Origin of the sequence: Synechococcus sp. CCAP 1479/10 (assembly GCF_019038515.1) — a bacterium.
Classification (GTDB): Bacteria; Cyanobacteriota; Cyanobacteriia; order PCC-6307; family Cyanobiaceae; genus Cyanobium.
Genome location: NZ_JAFKRJ010000032.1, coordinates 25,265 through 48,118 on the forward strand (window position 1 = coordinate 25,265; position 22,854 = coordinate 48,118).

General features: G+C 69.0%; 24 protein-coding genes. 11 read left to right on the top strand and 13 right to left on the bottom strand.

The features are described from left to right. Positions 1 to 963 carry an alpha/beta fold hydrolase gene (locus KUG39_RS12110; protein WP_216915139.1) on the top strand — a complete coding sequence of 321 codons (963 nt, stop codon included), beginning with the start codon at positions 1 to 3 and terminating at the stop codon, positions 961 to 963. On the opposite strand, the gene KUG39_RS12115 is transcribed toward KUG39_RS12110, so the two are convergent. Further along, the gene (locus tag KUG39_RS12115) at positions 954 to 1,253 is read right to left on the bottom strand and encodes a hypothetical protein (RefSeq protein ID WP_216915141.1); all 300 of its coding nucleotides are present in this window, start codon (positions 1,251 to 1,253) and stop codon (positions 954 to 956) included. The two genes, KUG39_RS12110 and KUG39_RS12115, sit on opposite strands and share 10 nt — an antisense overlap. Next, a complete protein-coding gene (locus KUG39_RS12120; protein ID WP_094586755.1) occupies positions 1,240 to 2,004 on the bottom strand; it encodes a MinD/ParA family ATP-binding protein in 765 nt (254 codons plus the stop codon). The genes KUG39_RS12115 and KUG39_RS12120 overlap by 14 nt, the downstream gene beginning before the upstream one ends. Positions 2,005 to 2,126: 122 nt before the next feature. On the opposite strand from KUG39_RS12120, the gene KUG39_RS12125 reads away from it, so the two are divergent. Then, positions 2,127 to 3,614 carry a HAMP domain-containing protein gene (locus KUG39_RS12125; RefSeq protein ID WP_216915143.1) on the top strand — a complete coding sequence of 496 codons (1,488 nt, stop codon included), beginning with the start codon at positions 2,127 to 2,129 and terminating at the stop codon, positions 3,612 to 3,614. On the opposite strand, the gene KUG39_RS12130 is transcribed toward KUG39_RS12125, so the two are convergent. From KUG39_RS12130 to pds, 3 genes are read right to left on the bottom strand one after another with little or no spacing between them, the layout of a single operon-like run. Further along, positions 3,505 to 5,118 (bottom strand): TolC family protein, encoded by a 1,614-nt coding sequence (locus KUG39_RS12130; protein WP_216915146.1) that lies wholly within the window; start codon positions 5,116 to 5,118, stop codon positions 3,505 to 3,507. The two genes, KUG39_RS12125 and KUG39_RS12130, sit on opposite strands and share 110 nt — an antisense overlap. Then, the gene (locus KUG39_RS12135) at positions 5,115 to 6,044 is read right to left on the bottom strand and encodes a phytoene synthase (RefSeq protein WP_502988648.1); all 930 of its coding nucleotides are present in this window, start codon (positions 6,042 to 6,044) and stop codon (positions 5,115 to 5,117) included. The genes KUG39_RS12130 and KUG39_RS12135 overlap by 4 nt, the downstream gene beginning before the upstream one ends. Then, on the bottom strand, positions 6,041 to 7,462 hold the full coding sequence (gene pds / locus KUG39_RS12140) for a 15-cis-phytoene desaturase (protein ID WP_216915148.1): 1,422 nt from the start codon (positions 7,460 to 7,462) through the stop codon (positions 6,041 to 6,043). Before pds ends, KUG39_RS12135 begins: the two co-directional genes overlap by 4 nt. A 164-nt stretch (positions 7,463 to 7,626) precedes the next feature. Between pds and KUG39_RS12145 the strand changes: the two genes are divergently transcribed. Both KUG39_RS12145 and KUG39_RS12150 read left to right on the top strand, forming a co-directional pair. Continuing rightward, entirely contained in the window at positions 7,627 to 7,974 is a 348-nt protein-coding gene (locus KUG39_RS12145) for an NAD(P)H-quinone oxidoreductase subunit M (protein ID WP_216915150.1), read from the top strand. Further along, positions 7,971 to 8,729, top strand: coding sequence for a DUF3172 domain-containing protein (locus KUG39_RS12150; protein ID WP_216918315.1), 759 nt, complete (start codon positions 7,971 to 7,973; stop codon positions 8,727 to 8,729). The genes KUG39_RS12145 and KUG39_RS12150 overlap by 4 nt, the downstream gene beginning before the upstream one ends. Here the strand turns inward: KUG39_RS12150 and KUG39_RS12155 are convergent. Beyond that, positions 8,704 to 9,705, bottom strand: a complete 1,002-nt coding sequence (locus tag KUG39_RS12155) for a LysR family transcriptional regulator (RefSeq protein WP_190610497.1) — start codon at positions 9,703 to 9,705, stop codon at positions 8,704 to 8,706. The two genes, KUG39_RS12150 and KUG39_RS12155, sit on opposite strands and share 26 nt — an antisense overlap. 118 nt (positions 9,706 to 9,823) lie before the next feature. Between KUG39_RS12155 and KUG39_RS12160 the strand changes: the two genes are divergently transcribed. The 6 genes from KUG39_RS12160 to KUG39_RS12185 all read left to right on the top strand — a co-directional run bounded on the left by KUG39_RS12160 (position 9,824) and on the right by KUG39_RS12185 (position 17,141). Next, the gene (locus KUG39_RS12160) at positions 9,824 to 10,576 is read left to right on the top strand and encodes an NnrU family protein (protein WP_216915156.1); all 753 of its coding nucleotides are present in this window, start codon (positions 9,824 to 9,826) and stop codon (positions 10,574 to 10,576) included. A gap of 97 nt (positions 10,577 to 10,673) precedes the next feature. After that, positions 10,674 to 12,686: an NAD(P)H-quinone oxidoreductase subunit 5 gene (locus KUG39_RS12165; protein WP_216915158.1), complete on the top strand. Its 2,013-nt coding sequence runs from the start codon at positions 10,674 to 10,676 to the stop codon at positions 12,684 to 12,686. 69 nt (positions 12,687 to 12,755) lie between these two features. Then, on the top strand, positions 12,756 to 14,375 hold the full coding sequence (locus KUG39_RS12170; protein WP_216915160.1) for an NAD(P)H-quinone oxidoreductase subunit 4: 1,620 nt from the start codon (positions 12,756 to 12,758) through the stop codon (positions 14,373 to 14,375). Positions 14,376 to 14,519: 144 nt separating this feature from the next. Continuing rightward, the gene (locus KUG39_RS12175) at positions 14,520 to 14,912 is read left to right on the top strand and encodes a lipopolysaccharide assembly protein LapA domain-containing protein (protein WP_094586728.1); all 393 of its coding nucleotides are present in this window, start codon (positions 14,520 to 14,522) and stop codon (positions 14,910 to 14,912) included. Between the two features lie 97 nt (positions 14,913 to 15,009). After that, positions 15,010 to 15,912: a segregation/condensation protein A gene (locus KUG39_RS12180; protein ID WP_216915162.1), complete on the top strand. Its 903-nt coding sequence runs from the start codon at positions 15,010 to 15,012 to the stop codon at positions 15,910 to 15,912. Positions 15,913 to 15,959: 47 nt separating this feature from the next. Then, on the top strand, positions 15,960 to 17,141 hold the full coding sequence (locus KUG39_RS12185; RefSeq protein ID WP_094586732.1) for a nucleotidyltransferase family protein: 1,182 nt from the start codon (positions 15,960 to 15,962) through the stop codon (positions 17,139 to 17,141). On the opposite strand, the gene KUG39_RS12190 is transcribed toward KUG39_RS12185, so the two are convergent. Beyond that, the gene (locus tag KUG39_RS12190) at positions 17,076 to 18,032 is read right to left on the bottom strand and encodes a methylenetetrahydrofolate reductase (protein ID WP_502690439.1); all 957 of its coding nucleotides are present in this window, start codon (positions 18,030 to 18,032) and stop codon (positions 17,076 to 17,078) included. The genes KUG39_RS12185 and KUG39_RS12190 overlap by 66 nt on opposite strands. A 114-nt stretch (positions 18,033 to 18,146) precedes the next feature. Between KUG39_RS12190 and pedR the strand changes: the two genes are divergently transcribed. After that, positions 18,147 to 18,410, top strand: a complete 264-nt coding sequence (gene pedR / locus KUG39_RS12195) for a photosynthetic electron transport-dependent transcriptional regulator PedR (protein WP_094586736.1) — start codon at positions 18,147 to 18,149, stop codon at positions 18,408 to 18,410. A gap of 18 nt (positions 18,411 to 18,428) precedes the next feature. Here the strand turns inward: pedR and KUG39_RS12200 are convergent, their stop codons facing one another. The 6 genes from KUG39_RS12200 to nuoH form a co-directional block, all read right to left on the bottom strand. After that, positions 18,429 to 19,013, bottom strand: coding sequence for a CYTH domain-containing protein (locus tag KUG39_RS12200; RefSeq protein ID WP_216915164.1), 585 nt, complete (start codon positions 19,011 to 19,013; stop codon positions 18,429 to 18,431). A 36-nt stretch (positions 19,014 to 19,049) separates the two neighbouring features. Then, the gene (locus KUG39_RS12205) at positions 19,050 to 20,036 is read right to left on the bottom strand and encodes an NAD(+) kinase (protein WP_094586740.1); all 987 of its coding nucleotides are present in this window, start codon (positions 20,034 to 20,036) and stop codon (positions 19,050 to 19,052) included. Positions 20,037 to 20,063: 27 nt separating this feature from the next. Beyond that, entirely contained in the window at positions 20,064 to 20,393 is a 330-nt protein-coding gene (gene nuoK / locus KUG39_RS12210; protein WP_094586742.1) for an NADH-quinone oxidoreductase subunit NuoK, read from the bottom strand. After that, positions 20,390 to 21,016: an NADH-quinone oxidoreductase subunit J gene (locus tag KUG39_RS12215; RefSeq protein WP_094586744.1), complete on the bottom strand. Its 627-nt coding sequence runs from the start codon at positions 21,014 to 21,016 to the stop codon at positions 20,390 to 20,392. Before KUG39_RS12215 ends, nuoK begins: the two co-directional genes overlap by 4 nt. Further along, positions 21,016 to 21,618, bottom strand: coding sequence for an NAD(P)H-quinone oxidoreductase subunit I (gene ndhI, locus KUG39_RS12220; protein WP_094586745.1), 603 nt, complete (start codon positions 21,616 to 21,618; stop codon positions 21,016 to 21,018). The genes KUG39_RS12215 and ndhI overlap by 1 nt, the downstream gene beginning before the upstream one ends. 78 nt (positions 21,619 to 21,696) lie before the next feature. Then, positions 21,697 to 22,848 (bottom strand): NADH-quinone oxidoreductase subunit NuoH, encoded by a 1,152-nt coding sequence (nuoH, locus tag KUG39_RS12225; protein ID WP_190610489.1) that lies wholly within the window; start codon positions 22,846 to 22,848, stop codon positions 21,697 to 21,699. Positions 22,849 to 22,854: the final 6 nt, after the last annotated feature.

Sequence of the window (22,854 nt, forward strand, 5' to 3'; positions counted from 1 at the left end):
ATGACCGTCACACTCCCGGCCGACGACGGCACGATCTTCCCGGCGGACTGGCTGGGCAGCTGGTCGTGGCAGGGGCAGACGATCAGCTACGTGACCCAGGCATCGGCGGCCCCGGAGGCGAGCGGGGCGCTGCCCGTGCTGCTGATCCACGGCTTCGGCGCCTGCAAGGAGCACTGGCGCCACAACCTGCCGGCGCTGGCCGGCCGGCGCCCGGTCTACGCCATCGACCTGGTGGGTTTCGGGGCCAGCAGCAAGCCCCCCTCCCGGCTCGAGGATGAGCCGGAGGATGGGCTGGCGCTCCGCTACGGCATCGACCTGTGGGCCGACCAGGTGGCCGCCTTCGTGCGGGAGGTGATCGGCACGCCGGTCCAGCTGGTCGGCAATTCGATCGGGGGCGTCGTGGCCCTGGCCGCCGCCGCCAGGCTCGGCGACGACGCCCGCCAGGTGATCCTGATCGACTGTGCCCAGCGCAGCCTCGACGACCGCCGCCTGAGCGAGCAGCCGCCCCTGCGCAGGATCGGCCGGCCCCTGCTCAAGCGCCTGGTGCGCCAGCGGTGGCTCACGGGCCGCCTGTTCCGCTGGGTGGCCAACCCTGGCGTGATCCGCCGGGTGCTGGGCGCCGCCTACCCCTCCGGCGAGGGCATCGACGACCAGCTGGTGCAGCTGCTGCTGACCCCGGCGCGCAGCCCCGGCGCCGACGAGAGCTTCCGGGGCTTCATCAACCTCTTCCGCGACCGCCTCGCCCCCGACCTGCTGGCGGAACTGACCATCCCGGTCCGGCTGCTGTGGGGGGAGGCGGATCCATGGGAGCCGGTGGCCGAGGCGCGGCGCTGGGCCGGGGCCTTCGCCGCCGTCCGCGACCTGCGCGTCCTGAGCGGCCTCGGCCACTGCCCCCACGACGAAAATCCCTCCCTGGTGAACCCGGCGCTGGAGGAGTGGCTGGCGCTGGCGGATCAGCCCTGAGTTGGCGCCGCCGGCCTGGTGGCGCCCAGCCGGGTGCGCCAGCGCTGGCGATCGGGATCCCAGGCCAGCCAGCCCCGCTCCTGCAGAAGGGCCCGCAGCTCCGCCGGCGCCTCACCCGGGGCCACCGCGGCCGCACAACCGGCGTCGAGCTCGGCCTCGGCCAGTCCGGCCCGCAGGCCCGTCGTCAGCAGCTGGCGCAACGCGGCGGGTTCGAGCGCCAGCAGCCGGGCCATGGTCAGCGGGCCGGCGGCGGCGGGATCAGCACCGTTGTCGGGCTCAGAGGAGCGCATCGGCGAGGTCAGCCGCGAGTTGGGTCACCCCGGTGCTCCAGGGATGGGTGGGGACATCCATCAGGGCCAGGCTGCCACTGGCGATGGTGAGCAGGTCGTCGCTGAGGGGCAGGATCGCTCCGACGGGAATGCCATAGCTCTGGGCCACCCGGGCGCGCACCTGTTCGGCGTCGAAATGGGCCGGCAGCTTGTTCACCACCAGGCGGGCCTCGGGCACCATCAGCCTCTGGGCCACTTCGATCGCCACGGCCGTGCCGAGGTAGTCCTGCTGGTCGGGGCGCATCACCATCACCAGACAGTCGGAGATGGCGGTGGTGAGCAGGGTCTCCTCGTTGATCCCGGGGTGGGTGTCCACGATCAGCAGATCCAGGTGCTGGCTCTGGCCCAGGCTGAACAGGGCATCGTTGAGCCGCTCCACTTCATAGCCTTCCCGCAGCAGCCGGGCGATCCGGTCGCCCTCCATGGCGGCAGGCACCAGAAAGATGCGCCCCTTGCCGCCCGCCATCGAGGCGGGGGTGACGTCATGGGAGCACTGTTCAATCGGAATGGAGCCCTGAAGATGATCATTGAGCGTATGGGATTCCGGCCCTGCCGTGAACCCAAACAGCACATGAATACCTGGTGAAGCAAGATCGGTGTCGAAGACGCCGACCCTGAGTCCGCGGGCCGCGAATGCGGCCGCCAGATTCGCCGAGAGGTTGGATTTTCCCGTTCCACCGCGGAAGGAATGGACGGAAAGGATCCTGGTCATGAAGCGATCCATCTCACGGACGTGGGAAAATCATAGGCATGGCGTTGAAGGCCCTTTTGACGATTCGCCAACGGCTCGCGGGACGGCCTCAACGGACAGCGGGGGTGAGGAGGGGGCGACCCTTGCGCCTGTCCGTGCGGCTGATGCTCCTGGGGGTCAGCGGCCCGCTCGTGAGCCTGGCGATCTTCCTGGCGCTGGCCACCATCGGCTCGATCCGCCTGGCCCAGAAGGCCCGGATCGAGATCAGCACCATGTTCGACCACGACAACCTCTCCTCCCTGGCGGTCACCACCTCGATCATCGAGAAGTCGGCGGAGGAGTTCAGCCGGGTCATCCGTCAGGACTCCAAGGACCTGCGCAAGGCCCTGGCGCCGTTGCGGATGGACACCGAAGGCCGCCTGTCCTGGAAGGGCCAGCCCCTGACGCAGGCCCAGGCCCCGGCCCTGCTCAACGACCGGCTGCGACTCCCCCTGGCCCTGCTGCGGGAGCGGGCCGCCGTCTACTACCGCGACCGCAGCGGCACCTGGCGCCGGCTCACGGGCATCACCAGCCAGGGCCAGGCCCTGGAGCCCGGCGCCCCTGCCCTGCCAGCCACGGTGGACGACTTCCAACACCTCTTCAAGGGCGCTCCGGCTGCGGAGATGAGTCGCAGCGCCATGCTGCAGCTGGATGGGGAATGGCGGATGGCCCGGCTGACCGTCCTTTCGGGTCGGCAACCCGGCGAAGGCCACCTGGCCCTGCTGGTGGACGTCAGCACCCAGGCCGCTTCCAAGCTCCTCGCCGCCGGCTCCAGCCTCTTCCCCGCCGAGACCCACCAGGCGGCCTTCTTCGGCATCACCCCCACCGGTGGGCTGTACTGCAGCTACCAGACCGTGGACACCCAGGCCTGCATCGACCTGGCCATGGCCCTGCGCCAGAACGGCGGCATTCCCGATCCACGCACCCTCGGCCATAGCGAGCCCTTCGAGCGCAAGGCCATGGTGCGCCCCCCGGGCTCCACCACCCCGGTGCTGCAGCACCTGTACATCGCCGCCTTCCCGGAGTGGAACTGGCTGGCGGTCGTCTCCGTGGAGGAGGAGGCCCTCGCGGATGCCCTCCTGCCGATGCAGGAGGCCAAGGACGAGATGGTCCGCCGGCTGGTGATCCTCACCCTGATCCTGATCAGCGCCAGCGGCGTCGCCGCCTGGCTGATCGCCCGCGGCATCCGGCGGGAGCTGCGGGAGCTGGCGACCGCCGCCGATGCCATCGCCGACGGCCAGGGCCATCAGGCCCTCACCTACCCGTCGGACGACGCCATCGGCCGGCTGGTGCGGGCCTTCAACCGCATGTCGGGGGCGGTGGCGGACCGGGAGAACTCCCTGCGGGACCAGATCCGGCAGATGGAGATCAACATCAACGCCAGCGAACTGCAGGGCCAGGTCTGCTCGATCCTCAACGACCCCGGCTTCGAGCAGCTCAGTGCCCGGGCCCGGGCCATGCGCCAGCGACGCCTGGAGCAGATCAGCGCATCTGCCCCATCCGGGTCGGCAGACGCAGGGTCTGCAGGGGATTGCCCACCGCCTGGAGCAGGGCGGGATCAGGCTGAACCTGCAGGCCGCTCGAGCGGCTGAGCTGCACCAGGGTGTCGTTGTAGGTGGCCAGGTTCTGGATGTAGGAGCTCACCGCCTGGCTGATCTCCTGCTGGGCCTGCACCACATCGGTGATCGTGCCGTAGCCGGCGTTGAAGCGCAGGGTCTGGAGGCGCAGGGCCCCGTTGGCCGCTTTGACCCGTTCGGCGCCGGCCAGCACGATGCTGCGGCCGGAGCGGGCCTGGGCCACCAGGGATTGCACGTCGCTGCGCACCTGCAGCACGGTGGCGCTGTAGGTCTCGGCGGCGGCCGCCGCCTGGCGGCGGGCGGCGGCGGCGTTCATGCGGGCCTGGCCGCCGTCGAAGCCTGTGAACGTCAGTTGCAGCAGGGCCGATCCGTTCCATTCGTCGGAGCGGGCGTTGGGCACGAACGGCGGGCCCTGGTTGAGATAGCCCACCCCCTTCGTCCAGTAGAGGGAGGTGATCAGCTGCAGGGTGGGGCGGTAGGTGGCCAGGTAGATCCGCGCCTGGGCCTCGTTGGTCTGGACGGCGAGGAGCTGCTGCTCGAGCACCTTGCGGTAGGCGAGACTCGCCGTGATCGAGTCGTCGAGGGAATGGTCCCAGGCGCCGAGGGGCGCAAAGGGCGTGGCGGGGGTGAGGGCGTCGGGACTGGGGGTGGCCAGAAGCTGGGCGAGGTTGGCCCGGGCGGTCTCCACCTGCTGCTCGGCGGCCAGCAGGGCCTGGCGATCGGCCAGCAAAACCGTCTGCTGCTTATAGACCTCCAGCTTGGAGGCCACCCCCATCTGCACCCGGGTCTGGGCGAGGCGATACAGGAGCTCGTCGTTCTCGACGATCTGGCGGCCGGTCTGGACGGCGGCGAGGGCCCGCTGCAGATCGATGTAGGCCGACTGGGTCTTGAGGCGCTGGTCGCGGCGGGTGATCACATAGGTGTCGGCCGCCTGGCGGACCAGGTACTTGTTCTGCCAGATCGTGGCCGACCGGGTGGGATCGATCAGGTTCCAGGTGGTGTCGATCTGGCCGATCGCCTGGAAGTAGCTGGCCTCGAACACCCTCTGACTGCTGAGACCGGAGCCCGAGATGGAGAAGCCCGCGGAGGCACTGAAGGGGTAGTTGTAGAAGGTCTTGGAGGCGTAGGGCCCGCCATTGAGGCTGAGGTTGAGGGTCGGCCACCAGCTGGCGTAGGCGGCGCCGAGGCTGTTCTGGGTGGCCACCAGCGACTGATAGGCGGAGCGCACCACGGGATTGCGATCCACGGCCCAGGCTGCCGCCTGCTCCATCGTCAGGGCCCCCAGGAGCTCTGGGGGCAAGGGGGGCAGGCGGTCGCCGCTGGGCATCGGGCCGGGCCATCCCGCCCCCAGTCCCTCCACCGCCTTGACCTCGGGAGGGCTGACCGTGGCCGGCAGGGACTGGGCCAGGGCCGGGCCCGGCAGCGTCAGCCCGGCGGTGGCGGCGAGGGTGAGGCGTACAGACACAGGCAGCAGCAGCTTCAGCGGCCCGATGGCCTGGCGGATGGGGCGCCGCTTCATCGCGTCTGGGCGATCACATAGGAGAGGGGGAGATCCAGCAATTTGCCGACCCTGGGCACGAAGGCGCGGTGATTGAAGACGTCATAATCCAACCTCTCGATGACATCAAGGATCCCCCGATACAGCCGCAGCGATGCCCACACCGGCCAGCGGGCATCCGGAGCCAGCCAGCGCACCCCGGCCTCGGAGCGGTTGAACCAGTCCCGGGCCCGCTCCAGCTGGAACCGCATCAGGGCCTGCCAGTTCTCATTGAGACGCCCGGCCATCAGATCGGCTTCGGAGTAACTGAAGCGGTCGAGATCCTCCTGGGGCAGGTAGATGCGGCCACGACCGCGATCCTCACCCACATCCCGCAGGATGTTGGTCAGCTGGTTGGCGATGCCCAGGGCCACGGCCGCTTCGGAGGTGTCGGGACGCTCGCTCCAGGGAGCGGAGGTGTAGGCCGCATCGACCCCCATCACCTCCTGGGTCATCAGACCCACGGTGCCCGCCACCCGGTAGCAGTAGAGCTGGAGATCGGAGAAGCTGGCGTAGCGGTCGCGCAGCACGTCCATCCGCTGACCCTCGATCATGTCGAGGTAGGCCTGCAGGGGCTGGGGAAAGCGCTCGATCGTGTCCAGCATCACCCGGTCGAGGCCATCGACGGCATGGCCGGCGAACAGAGCGCGCGTGCGCTCCTCCCAGGCATCGAGACGCTCCAGCAGGACCTCGGCCGACAGCGTCTGGGCCTGGGCGCTGTCCATCAGTTCGTCAGTGCGGCGGCACCAGACGTAGATCGCCCAGATCGCCCGGCGCTTGGCCGGCGGCAGCAGCATCGTGCCGAGATAGAAGGTCTTGGCCCACTGCGCCGTCTCCTGTCGGCAGGATTCGTAGGCCTCCTCCAGGTCGGAAGCGCGGTCGAGGGGCAGCGGGGCCAGCACACTCACACCGTCGCCAGGCTCTGGGCGGGGGCCGGACCCTGGCCACTGCCGGAGAGGTGTGCGTCGACAGCGGCGGCGCAGAGCTTGCCGCTCAGCACCGCCCCCTCCATCGAGGCCAGGTAGCGCTGCATGGTGAAGCAGCCCGCGAGGAAGAAGTTCGGGATGGGGGAGTCCTGGGAGGGCCGCAGCTGCTGGCAGCCCGGCACGGTCTTGTAGACGGAGAGGGGCGTCTTGACGACCACCGACTTGCGCAGCACGGCCGGGGTGTCGCCGGTGAAGTGGATGGGGAACAGACGCTTGAGCTCCTCCATGGTGGCGGCCACGATCTCCGCATCGGGGCGACCGATCCAGTCGGCGGCCGGGGCGAACACCAGCTCCAGCATGGAGCGGTCGGGATCCTCGTACTCCCGGCAGGTGTTGCTCATGTCGGCATAGACGCTGAGCAGGTCGGAACGGCTGAACAGCAGGTGGTCGATGTCCGTGAGCTTGCGGTCAAACCAGAGATGGATGTTGATCACCGGCACCCCCCGCAGCCCCTCGAGCTTGCTGAAGTAGGGCAGCGACTTCCAGGCGTCCGGCAGCAGCAGCTTGAGCGGATCAACGGGCATGGCGCTCACGTAGGCGTCGGCCTGGATCTCGCGCTCGGGCCGCCCCTTGATGCCGCCGATGCGGAAGCCCGTCACGGCGCCGTCCTTGTCGATGCGGATCTCCCTGAGGGGCGACTCCAGATGAACCTCACCCCCCCGGGCCTCGATGTACTCGACCATCGGCTGGCAGAGCCGCTCCGGCGGGTTGCCGTCCAGGAAGGCCATTTTGGAGCCGTCCGTTTCCTGGAGGAAGCGGTTGAGGGCGGTGAGCACCACCGTGCTGGAGATCTCTTCGGGATTGATGAAGTTGAGCGCCTTGCTCATGGCGAGAAAGACTTCATCGTTGACGCGCTCGGGGATATTATGAATCCGCAGCCATTCGCTCCAGCTGTACTTGTCGCATTCCTCCACATAGGCCTGGCCGCGCAGCATGGCCGGCACCAGGCCGAGGCCGAAGGCGATCTTCTCCGGCCAGGTGAGCATGTCGTTGTTGCCCAGGATCGCCGCCACCCCGTTCAGCGGAGCCGGCAGAGCCGGAAAATCGAAACGGCTATAGGTGCCGGGAACTTCCTTCTGGTTGAAGATCATGGAGTGGGACTTCCACTGCAGGCGATCCTCGATGTCCAACTCGGCGAAGAGTTGGCGCATGTTGCGATAGGCGCCGAAGAAGATGTGCAGACCGGTTTCGTACCAGTCGCCATCGGCGTCCTGCCAGGCCGCCACCTTGCCGCCCAGCACGTCTCTGGCTTCGAGCACGATCGGGGTGTGGCCGGCGTCGCAGAGGTATTTGGCGCAGGACAGACCGGCCAGACCGGCCCCGGCGATGACAACCCGCATGTCGTACCCGAGATCAGCAGCAACCTTATCGGGCCTCCCAGGGCAGGGGTGACCGGCGCCGGGGGGCCGCGGCGACGGAATCGGCCGCCGACCTACCTAAAGTTGCGGCAGCACTCAATGGGTGCCACCCCCTTCTGACGATCCCCGCCCCCGAGGCCGAGCCCATGGTCGAGACGCTGCTCAAGTCCACCACCCGCCACATCCGGCTGTTCACGGCGCGGGTCGAGAACAACGACCTCATCCCTGACCCGGATCAGCTCACCCTCGACATCGATCCCGACAACGAGTTCCTCTGGGACGAGGCGGCCCTCGAGAGGGTGCGCGCCCGGTTCCGGGAGCTGGTGGCGGCCCAGGCCGGCCAGGAACTGAGCGACTACAGCCTGCGCCGCATCGGCTCCGAGCTCGAGGGGCTGGTGCGTCAGATGCTCCAGGCCGGTGAACTCAGCTACAACCCCGAGGCCCGGGTTCTGAACTACTCGATGGGCCTGCCCCGCAGCCCGGAAACCCTGTGACCCGCTCCCGCAGCAGCGCCGGCCGCCCCGAACCGGGCGGCTACGCGCCCCGACCCGACCGCACCGATCCCCGCTACGACCCCCGGGCCGACGCGCGCTCCGGCCGCTACGACGACCGGGCCGATCGCTTCGCCACCGGCTATGACCGCCGGGAGGATCCCCGTTACGGGCCCCAGGGCCGCCGCGGCAGCAACGGTGGCGGCGGCGGCCGGCCCCCCGCCGGCAACGGCGGTGGCGGCGGGGGGGGCGGCGGACCCAACATCCAGCTGAACGTGGCCACGGTGGCGGTGCTGGCCGGCGTGCTGGTGGTGGGCATCGGCATCGGCAGCGCCGTGACCAGCACCACCCAGGGGAACCAGGGCAACATCGCCAGCGCCCAGCAGCTCGACATGGCGGTGCCCGACCCCGAGTTCTGCAAGCAGTGGGGCGCCAGCGCCTTCGTGATGGACATCGAGCTGTACACCACGATGAACCCGAGCAGCAGCTTCGTGACCCAGCCGACCCTCCAGCCCGGTTGCGTCATCCGCCGGGAGAACTGGTCGGTGCTGCAGAAGGAGGGCGCCGTGACCGCCGAGCAGATGCGCCAGTGCAAGCAGCGCATGAACACCTTCGCCTACATCGGCTCGGTGCGCGACAAGCCGATCGTCCGCTGCGTCTACCAGACGGACATCACCGGCAACAAGTTCCAGACCCGCGGGGTCGCCGGGGCCGCCGATGACGCCGTCGGCATCACCCCTGAGGCCGATCAGTTCTGACGCCGTTGCGCTCGGCCAGCCCCGGCGTGGTCTGCACCTGGCGCAGGGGGCTGTCCGGGCTGGCGAACACCGGCAGCACCTCCCGGCGGAAGGCGTCGGCGGCCCGCGAGCAGTAGCGGGCCGGGTGGGTGATCAGCTTCAGCTGGCGCCGCACCATCAGGTCGGCCACCTGGGGGCGGTGCAGGGTGCCGGCGGCCAGCTCCCGCTCGATCGACACCACCGGCAGGAACGCCGCCCCCAGGCCCGCCTGAACGGCGTTCTTGATGGCCTCGAAGGAGTTGAGCTCCATCTCGATCTTGAGCCGCTGCACGTCGAGCTTGGAGCGGCTGAGCAGCTGGTCCACCATCTTGCGGGTGGTGGACTGGGCGTCGAGACAGACGAAGCCGAGGCGGTAGAGATCGTCCTTGGTGAGCTCGGGCAGGCGGGAGAGCGGGTGCTTGGGGGGCAGCACCAGGGCCAGTTCGTCGTTGGCGTAGGGCACCACCTGCAGCAGGTCGTTGAGATCCGCCGGCAGCTCACCGCCGATGATCGCCAGGTCGATCTGGCCGTTGGCCACGCTCCAGCCGGTGCGGCGGGTGCTGTGCACCTGCAGCTGCACCGCCACGTCCGGGTACTTCTGGCGGAACAGGCCGATCATCCGGGGCATCAGATAGGTGCCCGTCGTCTGGCTCGCCCCCACCACCAGGGAGCCGCCGCGCAGGTTGTGGAGATCGTCGAGGGCCCGGCAGGCCTCCTGGCACTGGCTCAGGATCCGGTCGCAGTAGCTGAGCAGCAGGTGGCCGGCCTCGGTGAGCTGGGCCTTGCGGCCGCCGCGGTCGAACAGGGAGACATCGAGCTGCTTCTCCAGGTTCTGGATCTGCAGGCTCACCGCCGGCTGGGTGACGTAGAGGCTGTCGGCCGCCTTCTTGAAGCTGCCCTCACTGGCGATGGCGCGCAGGATGCGCAGCTGGTCGAGGGTGAAAGGCAGATCTGCCATGGGTCGGGGAGGCCGCGGGGGGACCGTTCGCCGGAGCCGGCAGGCCGTGCGGAACTCTAGGGGGCTCTCCCGGTGGCAAGAATCGGCCTGTCACATCCGCTCCAGGACGCCCCATCCCATGGCCTCGCTTCCCCTGCTGACCGCGGGCCCCCAGCACAGCAGCGTGGTGATGCTGGCCCTGCTGGTGCTCTTCGCCCTGATCCACAGCGGCGGGGCCTCCCTGAGGGTCTGGGGGGAGGAGCGGATCGGGGCCCGGCTCTGGCGCCTGCTGTTCGCCGGGCTCAGCATTCCCTCGGCGGTGGTGGTGGTGGGGTACTTTCTCGCCCACCGTTACGACGGGGTCAGGCTCTGGAACCTGCAGGACCAGCCCTGGGTGGTGCCGCTGGTCTGGACCGGCACGGTCATCAGCTTCCTGTTCCTGTATCCCGCCACCTACAACCTGCTGGAGATCCCGGCGGTGCTCAAGCCCCAGGTGCGTCTGTACGCCACGGGGATCATCCGGGTGAGCCGCCATCCCCAGGCCGTGGGCCAGGTGCTCTGGTGCGCCACCCACCTGCTCTGGATCGGCACCAGCTTCACCCTGGTGGCCTCCGTGGGGCTGATCGGCCACCACCTGTTCGCCGTCTGGAACGGGGACCGGCGCCTGCGCCACCGCTTCGGCGCCGCCTTCGAGGAGCTGCGGGCCTCCACCTCGGTGCTGCCCTTCGCCGCCGTTCTGGACGGCCGCCAGACGCTGGTGGCGGCGGAATTCCTGCGGCCCTCCCAGCTGGGGATCGCCATCGCCATCGGCGTGTTCTGGTGGGCCCACCGCTGGATCGGCCTCGGCGCCACCACCTTCTCGCGCACGGCCCTCGCCCACTGGCTGGGCTGAAGCCCCCACCAGCCGGCGGGGGTCGATGGGCAGGCCACCACAGAGGCGGAGCCAGACCGACGGGCCTGCCTAAACTCGCGCCAACAGAGCCCCCAGGATGCCCGCCGCTTCCGAACTTGCCTGGCTGATCCCGGTGCTTCCCCTGCTGGGGGCCTGCCTCACCGGGCTGGGGCTGATCACCTTCAACCGCACCGTCAACCGCCTGCGCAAGCCGGTGGCCCTGCTGCTGATCACCAGCGTGGGCATGGCTGCGGTGCTGAGCTTCGCGATCCTGGCCGAGCAGCTGGCCGGAGCCGGTGCCACGGAGGTGCTGTTCGACTGGGCCGGCGCCGGCACCTTCCACCTGCAGATGGGCTTCCGCGTCGACGCCCTCGGGGCGGTGATGCTGTCGCTGGTCACCACCATCGCCCTCCTGGTGATGGTCTATTCCGACGGCTACATGGCCCACGACAAGGGCTATGTCCGCTTCTTCACCTACCTGGCCCTGTTCAGCAGCTCGATGCTGGGGCTGGTGATCAGCCCCAACCTGCTCGAGATCTACGTGTTCTGGGAGCTGGTGGGCATGTGCTCCTACCTGCTCGTCGGCTTCTGGTACGACCGTGACGCCGCCGCCAACGCCGCCCAGAAGGCCTTCGTGGTCAACCGGGTCGGCGACTTCGGCCTGCTGCTGGGGATCCTCGGCCTGTTCTGGGCCACCGGCAGCTTCGGCTTCGAGGAGATCGGTGAACGGCTCTCGGCCGCCGTCGCCGGTGGCGGCCTGCCCACCGGGGTGGCCGTGCTGCTCTGCCTGCTGGTGTTCATGGGTCCGATGGCCAAGTCGGCCCAGTTCCCCCTGCATGTGTGGCTGCCCGACGCCATGGAGGGCCCCACCCCCATCTCGGCCCTGATCCACGCCGCCACCATGGTGGCGGCCGGCGTCTTCCTGGTGGCCCGGCTGCAGCCGGTCTACGAGCCCTTTCCGCAGGTGCAGCTGGTGATCGCCGTGATCGGCACCATCACCCTGTTCCTGGGGGCCTCGATCGCCCTCACCCAGATGGATCTGAAGAAGGGGCTGGCCTACAGCACCGTCTCCCAGCTCGGCTACATGATGCTGGCCATGGGCTGCGGCGCCCCGGTGGCCGGCATGTTCCACCTGGTCACCCACGCCTTCTTCAAGGCGATGCTGTTCCTGGGCTCCGGCTCGGTGATCCACGCCATGGAGGAGGTGGTGGGCCACGAGCCCGTGCTGGCCCAGGACATGCGCCTGATGGGCGGCCTGCGCCAATACATGCCCATCACCTCCGCCACCTTCCTGATCGGCTGCATTGCGATCAGCGGCATCCCCCCCCTGGCAGGTTTCTGGAGCAAGGACGAGATCCTCGGCCAGGCCTTCAACAGCTTCCCGCTGCTCTGGGCCATGGGCTTCCTGACCGCCGGGATGACCGCCTTCTACATGTTCCGCCTCTATTTCCTCACGTTTGAGGGCTCCTTCCGCGGCCAGGACGCCGGCATCCGCGCCCAGCTACTCAGCGCCGCCGGCCAGCCCTCCGGCGGATCCGCCGACGACGACCACCACGCCCACGCCAGCCACCCGCACGAGTCGGGCTGGCAGATGGCGGCCCCCCTGGTGGTGCTGGCGGTGCCGTCGGTGATGATCGGCCTGCTCGGCACCCCCTGGAACAGCCGCTTCGGCAACCTCGTCGACCCCGTCGAGGCCGCCGAGGTGGCCAAGGAGTTCAGCTGGGGCGAGTTCCTGCCCCTGGCGGGCGCCTCGGTGGCCATCTCCAGCCTCGGCATCGGCCTGGCGGTGCTCGCCTACGCCCTGCACCGCATCGACCTGGGCACCGCCGTGGCGGGTCGCTTCCCGGCCATCAACCGGTTCCTGGCCAACAAGTGGTACCTCGATGCCATCAACGAGAAGCTGTTCGTGCAGGGCAGCCGCCGCCTGGCCCGCCAGGTGCTCGACGTCGACTCCAAGGTGGTGGATGGGGTGGTCAACCTTACCGGCCTGCTCACCCTGGGCAGCGGCGAGGGCCTGAAATACTTCGAGACCGGCCGGGTCCAGTTCTATGCCCTGATCGTCTTCGGCGGGGTCATCGGCCTGGTGCTCCTGTTCAGCGCCTTCGGCTGAGTCCCTCTGTGTGTGACAACGCCCATCCGGTGGGTGGGTCGGAGGCAGGGATTTCTACACTCCGGCCAGATGGACAGCACCGTTTCTGTGCCCTTTCCCTGGCTGAGCACCGCGATTCTGTTCCCGATCGGCGCCGCTCTGCTGATCCCCTTCGTGCCCGACAAGGGCGATGGCAAGCAGGTCCGCTGGTACGCCCTCGGCGTCGCCCTCACCACCTTCCTGGTGACCGTGGCGGCCTACCTGCGCGGCTATGACCCGGCCGATCCCGGCCTGCAGCTGGTGGAGCGGGTGCAGTGGCTGCCCGACCTGGGGCTGGCCTGGTCGGTGGGGGCCGACGGCCTCTCGATGCCGCTGATCCTGCTCACCAGCTTCATCACCTCCCTGGCCTGCCTGGCCGCCTGGCCGGTCACCTTCAAGCCCAAGCTCTTCTACTTCCTGCTCCTGGCCATGGACGGCGGCCAGATCGCCGTGTTCGCCGTGCAGGACATGCTCCTGTTCTTCCTGGCCTGGGAGCTGGAACTGCTGCCGGTGTACCTGCTGCTGGCCATCTGGGGCGGAAAGAAGCGCCAGTACGCCGCCACCAAGTTCATCCTCTACACCGCCGGCAGTTCCCTGTTCATCCTCCTGGCGGGCCTGGCGATGGCCTTCTACGGCGGCGGCGCCCCCAGCTTCGAGTACACCGTGCTGGCGGCCAAGGAGTTCGGCACGGGCTTCCAGGTGCTCTGCTACGCGGCCCTGCTGATCGCCTTCGGCGTCAAGCTGCCGGTGGTGCCCCTGCACACCTGGCTGCCCGATGCCCACGGTGAGGCCACCGCGCCGGTGCACATGCTGCTGGCGGGCATCCTGCTCAAGATGGGCGGCTACGCGCTCTTGCGCTTCAACGTGCAGCTGCTGCCCGAGGCCCACGTCCAGTTCGCCCCCCTGCTGGTGATCCTCGGGGTGGTCAACATCATCTACGCCGCCCTCACCTCCTTCGCCCAGCGCAACCTCAAGCGCAAGATCGCCTACAGCTCGATCAGCCACATGGGCTTCGTGCTGATCGGCATCGGCAGCTTCAGCGCCCTCGGCACCAGCGGCGCCATGCTCCAGATGATCAGCCACGGCCTGATCGGGGCCAGCCTGTTCTTCCTGGTGGGCGCCACCTACGACCGCACCCACACCCTCCAGCTCGACGAAATGGGCGGGGTGGGCCAGAAGATGCGCAAGATGTTCGCCCTCTGGACCGTCTGCTCCCTGGCCTCCCTCGCCCTGCCGGGCATGAGCGGCTTCGTCTCCGAGCTGATGGTGTTCGTGGGCTTCGCCACCAGTGAGGCCTACAGCCTCAGCTTCCGCATCGTCATCGCCGTCCTGGCGGCCATCGGCGTGATCCTCACCCCCATCTACCTGCTGTCGATGCTGCGGGAGATCTTCTTCGGCAAGGAGAACCCCGAGCTGGCCTCCCACACCCACCTGGTCGACGCCGAGCCGCGGGAGATCTATGTGATCTCCTGCCTGCTGGTGCCGATCATCGGCATCGGCCTCTACCCGCGCCTGGTCACCGACAGCTACCAGGCCGCGATCGAGGCCCTGGTGGAGCGGGAGTCCGTCGCCCTGGTGAAGGTGGGCCGCGCCCCGGTGCCGGCGGTGATGGCCACCGGCGCCTTCGGCCACCTGCCGCCGGCCCTGCTGCACGCCCCGGCCGTCGGCTGAGCCCAGGCCGGCCGCTGAGCCCCGTCCACGCCACGGCGGGGGGCCGGTTGGGGGCCGGTTACGAAACCCTGCGCAGGCCCGGGGCCATGGCGCCATCCTCCGGGGAGGATGCCTACGCTCCTCCATCGCACAGCGAGGGTCTCCATGCGGCAGATCAACTTCCTTCTGATCTTCAGCTTCGGCTTGGCCACGGTGATGTTCACCCTGGAGAACACCACGGCCACCACGGTGCATTTCCTGCCGGGCGTGAGCACCACCCTGCCGCTGGCGGCCCTGCTGCTGCTGGTGGGCGGTCTCGGTGCCACCGCCGCCTGGATCTACGCCGTCTGGAGCGGCGTGGTGCGCAAGGTGGAAACCCTGCAGACCGCCGGCGAAGCGGAGGCCCAGCAGGTGCGGATCAGCGAGCTGGAGAACGATCTGCGCCGCTACCGGGCCACCGTGGATGCCCAGCTGGGGCTGCTGCCGGCCGCCGGCGAGAGCTCGGCGTCGTCCCGTGATGAGGGGGGCGACGGCAGCCTCTCGCTGGCCGCCGACTGAGGCCCCGGGGCCGGTTCGGTCATCACCGCGACTGGTGCCATCGGGCCGCAGCCGGTAGCTTGCCCAGGGACGGCACCCTCCGAGCAGGACATCGCGCGTGGCAGAAGCGGGCGCCAGACTCGCCATCCGGTTGCTCCAGGACGCGGCCGAACGGGGCGACATCGATCCCTGGGACGTCGATGTGATCGCCGTCGTCGACGGTTTCCTCGACCAGCTGCGCCAGCGCATCGAGCTGCCCAGGCGCCTGGAACCCCAGGGAGGGAGCTACGAACGGGATCTGGCCGAGTCCAGCGAGGCCTTCCTGGCCGCCTCGGTGCTGGTGGGGCTCAAGGCGGAACTGCTGGAATCGGCCACCTTCCCGCCCGAGCCGCTGCTGGAGGACCCCTTCGCCGCCGAGGACGACGGCGGCTGGGGCCCCTCCGCCGTGGCCCTGCCGCGGCGGCCCGAACGGCACCTGCAGCGCCGGCCGGTGGCGCCACCCCCCCTGCAGCGCCCCGTCACCCTGGGGGAACTGATCCGCCAGCTCGAGGACATCGCCGAGCGGCTCGAGCAGGAGGGAGGGGAAGGGCGGCACAGGCCCCGCGCCCGCCGTTACAGCGAGCGGGCGGCGATCGCCCAGGTGGCCTCCCTGGCCCACCGGGAGAAACTGCCGGAGACCACCGCCGCCCTGAGCCGCTTCCTGCTGGCGTGGGAGCCCACCGCCGAGGCCCTCGCGTGGGTGACCTTCGACGCCCTGGTGGGCGCCTGGGCGGAGGCCCTGGCCAGCCCCCTCGCCGGCTCTGCGGAGGACGCCGATCTGGACAGCGACCGGGTGGGGGTGTTCTGGGCCCTGCTGTTCCTCTCCTCCCAGGGCAAGGTGGAACTGGCCCAGGAGGGCGGCCTCTACGGTCCCCTCAGCCTGTGCCGCCGCGGGGAGGAACGGGTCGAAGCGCTCAGCCTGCCGCGGCTGCCGGGGCAGGGGTCAGATAGGGGGCCGGCTCTGGAGGCAGTGGCCGCCTGAGTTTTCTCCGTAGGCTGAGTCTTCACCTCCGACCTGAAACGACGCCGATGAAGGCGATGATCCTGGCGGCAGGCAAGGGAACACGGGTGCGTCCCATCACGCACACAACGCCCAAGCCGATGATTCCGATCCTCCAGAAACCCGTCATGGAGTTTCTGCTCGAGTTGCTCCGGGAGCACGGTTTCAACGAAATCATGGTCAATGTCTCCCACCTTTCGGAGGAGATCGAGAACTACTTTCGCGACGGCCAGCGCTTCGATGTCCAGATCGCCTACAGCTTCGAGGGGCGCATCAAGGACGGTGAGCTGATCGGCGAAGCCATGGGTTCGGCCGGGGGCCTGAAGAAGATCCAGGACTTCCAGTCCTTCTTCGACGACACCTTCGTGGTGCTCTGCGGCGATGCCCTCATCGATCTCGACCTCACGGAAGCCGTGCGGCGGCACCGCGAGAAGGGGGCGATGGCCAGCCTGATCACCAAGCGGGTGCCCCGCGACCAGGTCAGCAGCTACGGGGTGGTGGTGACCGACGAAGCCGGCCGGGTGCTCTCCTTCCAGGAGAAGCCGTCGGTGGAAGAGGCCGCCAGCGACATGATCAACACCGGCATCTACATCTTCGAACCGGCCGTCCTGGATTTCATCCCCAGCGGCGAACCCTTCGACATCGCCGCCGACCTGTTTCCCAGGCTGGTGGAATCCGGGGCCCCCTTCTACGCCCTGCCCATGGAATTCGAGTGGGTGGACATCGGCAAGGTGCCGGATTACTGGCAGGCGATCCGCAGCGTGCTGCAGGGGGATGTGCGCCAGGTGCAGATTCCTGGCAAGCAGGTGCGCCCCGGCATCTACGCGGGCCTCAACGTGGCGGCCGACTGGGACCAGATCCACGTCGAGGGGCCGATCTTCGTGGGCGGTATGACCCGCATCGAGAACGGCGTCACGATCATCGGGCCGGCCATGATCGGGCCGAGCTGCCACATCTGCGAAGGGGCCACGATCGACAACTCGATCATCTTCGACTACTCCCGGATCGGCCCCGGGGTCCAGCTCGTCGAGAAGCTGGTCTACGGCCGCTACTGCGTCGACCGCAACGGCGACCACTTCGATCTCCAGGAGGCCGCCCTCGACTGGCTGATCACCGATTCGCGCCGCCAGGACGTGGGCACCCCCTCACCTCAGCAGAAGGCCATGGCCGAGCTGCTGGGCACCGACCTCGCCGCCAGCGGCGCCCCCTAGGCCCGCCAGCCGCAGGATCTGGGGAATGCGGTGTTCGGCCTTGATGGCCATCAGGTGCACCCCCTGGGCGATGGAGCGGTAGGCGGCCACCTGTTCGGCGGCGATCGCCACCCCCTCCGCCGCCGGATCGGCCGCGCCGGCGAGGCGGTCGATCAGGGACTGGGGGATGCAGGCCCCCGGCACGACGCGGTTGATGAACTGGGCATTGCGGGCCGACTTGAGCAGAAACACCCCGGCCAGCACCGGCAGTCCGAGGGGGCCGGTGATCTCCTCCACGAAGCGGCGCAGGGCGGCCGCATCCATCACCATCTGGGTCTGGAGGAAACGGGCGCCCGCCTCCTGCTTGCGGCGCACCCTGGAGAGAAGCCCACTCCAGCTCCGCGACTGGGGATCGGCGGCGGCGCCGGGGAAGAGGGCCGTGGCCCCATCGGGCAGCTCCCCCTTCACCGGATCCTCGCCGGCGTTGAGGCCCCGCACCAGCTGCAGCAGCCGCACCGCCTCCAGCTCGTTCACCGCCCGGACCCCGGGCTGATCGCCGGCCCGCACCGGGTCACCGGTGAGGCAGAGCAGGTTGCGGATGCCGAGGGCATGGGCGCCGAGCAGATCGGCCTGCAAGGCGATGCGGTTGCGGTCGCGGCACGTCATCTGCAGCACCGGCTCGATGCCGGCCTCCAGCAGCAGACGGCACACCGCCAGGCTGCTCATCCGCATCACGGCCCGGCTGCCATCGGTGACGTTGACCGCATGCACCAGACCCCGCAGCGCCGTCGCCGCCTCGAGGGTGCGCGTGGCATCGCCCCCCCGGGGCGGTGTCACCTCCGCCGTCACGGCGAACCGACCGTCCGCCAGGGCCTGTCGAAGCTGCAACGGCCATCTCCAAGACAGGGGCATCATGGAGCAGCCGCTGCCTAGAGTGAAACAGCCCTCGCCGAGGAGCCGATGGCTGAGCGCAGGTCCATGGCGGCTTCCAGCTCACTGTCCCCATCCCCGTCCCTGGAGCGGCCCATGGTGCATCCACACAGCGAGTTATCTGAGCGGGAAATCGAGATCATCGAGCTGGTGGCCACCGGACTGACCAACCTCGAGATCGCCGGCCAGCTCACCATCAGCAAGCGCACGGTCGACAACCACGTCAGCAACATCTTCACCAAGACCGGCGCCAAGAACCGGGTGGCCCTGCTGAACTGGGCGATGGATCACGGCAAGATCTGCCGTGACGGATTCAACTGCTGCGCCCTGCCCCCTGACGCCGGCACCGGCCCCGGCTGAGCGGCACCGGTGGGGTCCTCAGTCGGGTCCTCCGTGGGCCTGGACCAGCAGGGCCTGACGGTCGGCCTCCGGCCACATCGCCAGGGGACGGTGGGCCAGGGCGGCATTGCTGAGCTCACGGCGGCCGGTGATCTCCAGGGCGCACCAGGGGGGAACGGCCACCGGCTCGTCGGCGCGCTCCAGTTCCACCTCCGCCACCACCAGGGGCGCATTGGCCCCCTCGAACACATCCAGGACCCAGTCGCCCCCGGGCAGGTCCAGGCCGAAGCGGATCTTGCCGAGCCGATGGTCGCACCGCTCCAGCAGGGCCTCGGCGTCGGCGGCCGGAATCGGATACTCATACTCCTGCCGCGTCAGGGCCTGACCGGCAGCCGGGATCAGCTCCCCATGCTCCGGCCCCATCAGGCCCCCGCCGGCGGCCGGCAGCTTGAGGGTGAGAAAGGCCGCCATCGGGCCCTCCGGGGGGCGCGCCAGCCGCACCCGCAGGGTGAGGTCGTCACGGCCGCTGGCCAGATACCCCTGGCGGATCAGGTTCTCTCCGACCGCATGGGGGCGCCACAGCTCGCCACGGACGAGGAAGCGGCGCTCGATTTCCAGGGCCATGGGTCAGGGGGGCGTCGGGGCGTGGATGGGCGCGGATCAGTTGCGGGACGGTTCGCCGGCGGTGAGGCTGCCGGCCCAGTGGAGCTTGTGGGTGAGGGTGCTGTAGTACGAGGGGCTCTGCTCGAGCTGGAGCATCAGCACCGGATGGCGACCCCGCTGCAGGACGCAGCGATCCCCGGGTTCCAGCACGGTGGCATGGGCCCCGTCCTTCCAGAGCTTCACCCGGCGGCTGGCCTCCCCCAGGGGCCACACCGACAGCCTGGAGCCGGGGGGCACCACCACCGCCCGGCTGGAGAGACTCATCGGGCAGATCGGCGTGACCACGATCGCTTCGATGCCCGGGTGGAGGATCGGCCCCCCGGCGGCCATCGCGTAGCCCGTGGAGCCGGTGGGGGTGGCGATGATCAGCCCGTCGCCCCGGTACTGATCCACCACCTCCCCGTCGATCTCGAGTTCGAGCATGCAGGTGGGGGAGAGCTCGTCGAGGGCGGGGCGGAAGTAGAAGTCGTTGAGGGCCGTGTGGGGGCCATCGCCGCCCCCGCTGAGGTCGACGTCGGAGGCCACGTCCCCCTCCTGGGGCACGCCGTCGCCGCGGTCGACCCGGGCCTCCAGCATCATGCGCCGCTCGATCGCGAAGCGGTCGTCGCGCAGGCGCTGCCAGAGGGTGTCGTCCGGATCGTGGCCCGGCTCTCCGTGGCCATCGCCCTGCAGCCTGAGCAGGCGCCGCTCGTGGGTGAGGAAGCCCAGGTGGCCGCCGACGTTGAAGCTGAGCACCGGCACCCCGTAGCTGGCCAGATGACGGGCCGCGGCGAGCACGGTGCCGTCTCCGCCGAGCACAACGGCCAGATCCGGCAGCTCGGCCTCGGTGGCCAGAAGGCCGGGGAAGGGGTTGAGCCCCAGACCGCTGACGGCGGTGGTGACGCTGGCCCCCTGGGAGCGCAGGTCCTGGGCACAGCGACGGGCCTGGCGCTGGGCAGCCTGGCTGCCCTTGCGCAGGATCAGCCAGACCCTCTCAAGCCGCATGGGCGGAAGCCGGGGACGCTGGCACCGCTACCAGCGCAGCAGGTTGAAGCGCTCCATGTCGACGGTTTCGCGGTTGCGATAGAGCGACAGCAGGATGGCCAGACCGACGGCCGCCTCGGCCGCGGCCACGGTGATCACGAAGATCGCGAACACCTGCCCCCGGATCAGCTGACCATCGAGGTAGTCGGAGAAGGCCATCAGGTTGATGTTGACGGCGTTGAGCATCAGCTCGATGCTCATCAGCACCCGCACGGCATTGCGGCTGTTGATCAGCCCCCAGACACCGACGCAGAAAAGCATCGCCGCGACGGCGAGAAAGGCCTCGAGGGGGATCGGGGAGGCGGCGTCGGAGATCATGGCTTGGTGAGCAGGGTGGGGGCGTTGGCGGAGGTCTCGATCAGCAGGGGGGTGCGATCCTTCTCGATCAGACCCTGATCGGCCGGCTCACCGGTGATCACGTCGGTGCTGAAGACGTCGCGGCGGGCCAGGACGATGGCCCCGATCATGGCCATCAGCAGCAGCACCGACGCCAGCTCGAAGGGCAGGAGATAGTCGGTGAAGAGGTGCTCGCCGATGCGGATGGTGGCTTCCTCGCCGACAGGGGTGGGACCCGGCAGCGCCCACGGGGTGGTGAAGGCCACCCGCAGCAGCAGGGCGAACAGGCCGGCGCAGACGGCACCGGACAGCAGACGGCGGACCAGCAGGCCGGGGATCGCGGCGAGGGTTTCCTTCTTGTTCACGAGCATGATCGCGAACAGGATCAGGACATTGACCGCCCCGACGTAGACGAGGATCTGGGCGGCCGCGACGAAGCTGGCGTTGAGCAGCAGGTAGAGGCCGGCCACCGAGAGGAAGACGCCGCCGAGCAGGAAAGCGGAATAGACGATGTTGGGCAGCAGGACAACGCCCAGGGAGCCGATCACCGTGGTGGCCGAGAGCACCAGGAAACAGATCTGCTGGGTGGTGGAAGCGATCGACATCAGGACTCTGCGGTGCTGTCGGAGGGGAGGGTTTCCAGCACCTGGGACGGCAGCCGGCCGGCCCGGGGCTCGCTGGCGGGAACCCCATGGGGATCCATGGCGCCCTTGGGAAGGTAGGCCAGTTCCCGCAGGGCGAACACCGCCGGGTCGGAGGTGACGCTAGTGGGCAGGCGACCGAGGGCGACGTTGTCGTAGTTGAGGCTGTGGCGATCGAAGGCCGCCAGCTCGTACTCCTCGGTCATGGAGAGGCAGTTGGTGGGGCAGTACTCCACGCAGTTGCCGCAGAAGATGCACACCCCGAAATCGATCGAGTAGTTGCGCAGCTCCTTCTTCTTGGTGGCCTTGTTCATCACCCAGTCCACCACGGGCAGGTTGATGGGGCAGACCCTCACGCACACCTCGCAGGAGATGCACTTGTCGAGCTCGTAGTGGATCCGGCCCCGGTACCGCTCGGAGGGGATCAGCTTCTCGTAGGGGTACTGGACCGTGATCGGCCGCCGCCGCAGGTGATCGAAGGTGACCGCCAGCCCCTGGGTCATCGTCTGGGCCGCGCTCACCGCCTCCCGGGTGTAATCACCGACTTGCTTGAGAAACCCGAACATGGCTAGGGCGAGGGGGTTACGGGATGGGGACCATGATGGCCCCGAGGGGGCCGCTGTGTTGGTATCCGGGGAACGGGTTCAGCCGCCGAAGGCCACCGGGAAGGCCAGCTTGAGGCCGGCGGTGACCAGGAGGTTGACCAGGGCGATCGGCAGCAGGAACTTCCAGCCCAGGTCGAGCAGCTGGTCGATCCGCACCCGCGGAGTGGTCCAGCGCAGCAGGATCGCGAAGAACACCAGCAGATAGGCCTTGAGGATCGTGCTGACGATGCCGATCGAGCCGGTGATCACCTGGACCAGCGGGGCGTCGGGGGAGAGACCCAGCCAGCCGGTGATCCACTCGACGGGCAGCGGGAAGCCCCAGCCGCCCAGGTAGAGCACCGACACCAGCAGGGCCGAGAGCACCAGGTTGATGTAGCTGCCCAGGTAGAAGAGGGCGAACTTCATGCCGGAGTACTCGGTCTGATAGCCGGCCACCAGCTCCTCCTCCGCCTCAGGAAGGTCAAAGGGGAGGCGCTCGCATTCCGCCAGGGCACAGATCCAGAAGATCACGAAACCGACGGGCTGACGCCAGATGTTCCAGCTGAAGATGCCGGCCCCGGTCTGCTGGGCGACGATGTCGACGGTGCTGAGGGAGTTGCTCATCATCACCACCGCCAGCACCGCCAGGGCCAGGGGGATCTCGTAGCTGATCGACTGGGCGGCGGCCCGCAGACCACCCAGCAGGGAGTACTTGTTGTTGCTGGAGTAGCCGCTCATCAGCAGGCCGATGGGCTGGATGCTGCTCAGGGCGATCCACAGGAAGATGCCCACCCCCACATTGCTGATCAGGAGGTTCTGGCCGAAGGGCACCACCAGCCAGGACAGAATCACGGGCACCACCACCAGCACGGGGCCGAGGCTGAACAGCAGGCCATCGGCCCGGGCCGGGATGATGTCCTCCTTGAAGACGAGCTTGAGGCCATCGGCCAAGGGCTGGAGCACCCCCAGGGCGCCGGCGTACTCAGGGCCGATGCGCTGCTGCACGGCCGCCGAGATCTTGCGCTCGAGCCAGACACTCACCAGCACGCCGACGACGGCCCCCACCAGCACCAGGACCATCGGCAGGGGCAGCCACAGCAGGCGGGCCGCCCCGGGGGTGAGGCCCATGGCCTGGGCGAGGTCGAGGAAGCTCGACTGGAGGTCGAGACCGGGGGGAGCAACGGCGGCACCCAGCAGGCCAGTGGACAGCATCAGAGA

What these genes read in the sequence shown, in the direction of transcription:
- KUG39_RS12110 (WP_216915139.1), top strand. Translation starts at nt 1, where the DNA reads ATGACCGTCACACTCCCGGCCGACGACGGCACGATCTTCCCGGCGGAC.
- KUG39_RS12115 (WP_216915141.1), bottom strand. Translation starts at nt 1,253, where the DNA reads ATGCGCTCCTCTGAGCCCGACAACGGTGCTGATCCCGCCGCCGCCGGC.
- KUG39_RS12120 (WP_094586755.1), bottom strand. Translation starts at nt 2,004, where the DNA reads ATGACCAGGATCCTTTCCGTCCATTCCTTCCGCGGTGGAACGGGAAAA.
- KUG39_RS12130 (WP_216915146.1), bottom strand. Translation starts at nt 5,118, where the DNA reads ATGAAGCGGCGCCCCATCCGCCAGGCCATCGGGCCGCTGAAGCTGCTG.
- pds (WP_216915148.1), bottom strand. Translation starts at nt 7,462, where the DNA reads ATGCGGGTTGTCATCGCCGGGGCCGGTCTGGCCGGTCTGTCCTGCGCC.
- KUG39_RS12145 (WP_216915150.1), top strand. Translation starts at nt 7,627, where the DNA reads ATGGTCGAGACGCTGCTCAAGTCCACCACCCGCCACATCCGGCTGTTC.
- KUG39_RS12155 (WP_190610497.1), bottom strand. Translation starts at nt 9,705, where the DNA reads ATGGCAGATCTGCCTTTCACCCTCGACCAGCTGCGCATCCTGCGCGCC.
- KUG39_RS12160 (WP_216915156.1), top strand. Translation starts at nt 9,824, where the DNA reads ATGGCCTCGCTTCCCCTGCTGACCGCGGGCCCCCAGCACAGCAGCGTG.
- KUG39_RS12165 (WP_216915158.1), top strand. Translation starts at nt 10,674, where the DNA reads ATGCCCGCCGCTTCCGAACTTGCCTGGCTGATCCCGGTGCTTCCCCTG.
- KUG39_RS12170 (WP_216915160.1), top strand. Translation starts at nt 12,756, where the DNA reads ATGGACAGCACCGTTTCTGTGCCCTTTCCCTGGCTGAGCACCGCGATT.
- KUG39_RS12175 (WP_094586728.1), top strand. Translation starts at nt 14,520, where the DNA reads ATGCGGCAGATCAACTTCCTTCTGATCTTCAGCTTCGGCTTGGCCACG.
- KUG39_RS12185 (WP_094586732.1), top strand. Translation starts at nt 15,960, where the DNA reads ATGAAGGCGATGATCCTGGCGGCAGGCAAGGGAACACGGGTGCGTCCC.
- KUG39_RS12190 (WP_502690439.1), bottom strand. Translation starts at nt 18,032, where the DNA reads ATGCCCCTGTCTTGGAGATGGCCGTTGCAGCTTCGACAGGCCCTGGCG.
- pedR (WP_094586736.1), top strand. Translation starts at nt 18,147, where the DNA reads ATGGTGCATCCACACAGCGAGTTATCTGAGCGGGAAATCGAGATCATC.
- KUG39_RS12200 (WP_216915164.1), bottom strand. Translation starts at nt 19,013, where the DNA reads ATGGCCCTGGAAATCGAGCGCCGCTTCCTCGTCCGTGGCGAGCTGTGG.
- KUG39_RS12205 (WP_094586740.1), bottom strand. Translation starts at nt 20,036, where the DNA reads ATGCGGCTTGAGAGGGTCTGGCTGATCCTGCGCAAGGGCAGCCAGGCT.
- nuoK (WP_094586742.1), bottom strand. Translation starts at nt 20,393, where the DNA reads ATGATCTCCGACGCCGCCTCCCCGATCCCCCTCGAGGCCTTTCTCGCC.
- KUG39_RS12215 (WP_094586744.1), bottom strand. Translation starts at nt 21,016, where the DNA reads ATGTCGATCGCTTCCACCACCCAGCAGATCTGTTTCCTGGTGCTCTCG.
- ndhI (WP_094586745.1), bottom strand. Translation starts at nt 21,618, where the DNA reads ATGTTCGGGTTTCTCAAGCAAGTCGGTGATTACACCCGGGAGGCGGTG.
- nuoH (WP_190610489.1), bottom strand. Translation starts at nt 22,848, where the DNA reads ATGCTGTCCACTGGCCTGCTGGGTGCCGCCGTTGCTCCCCCCGGTCTC.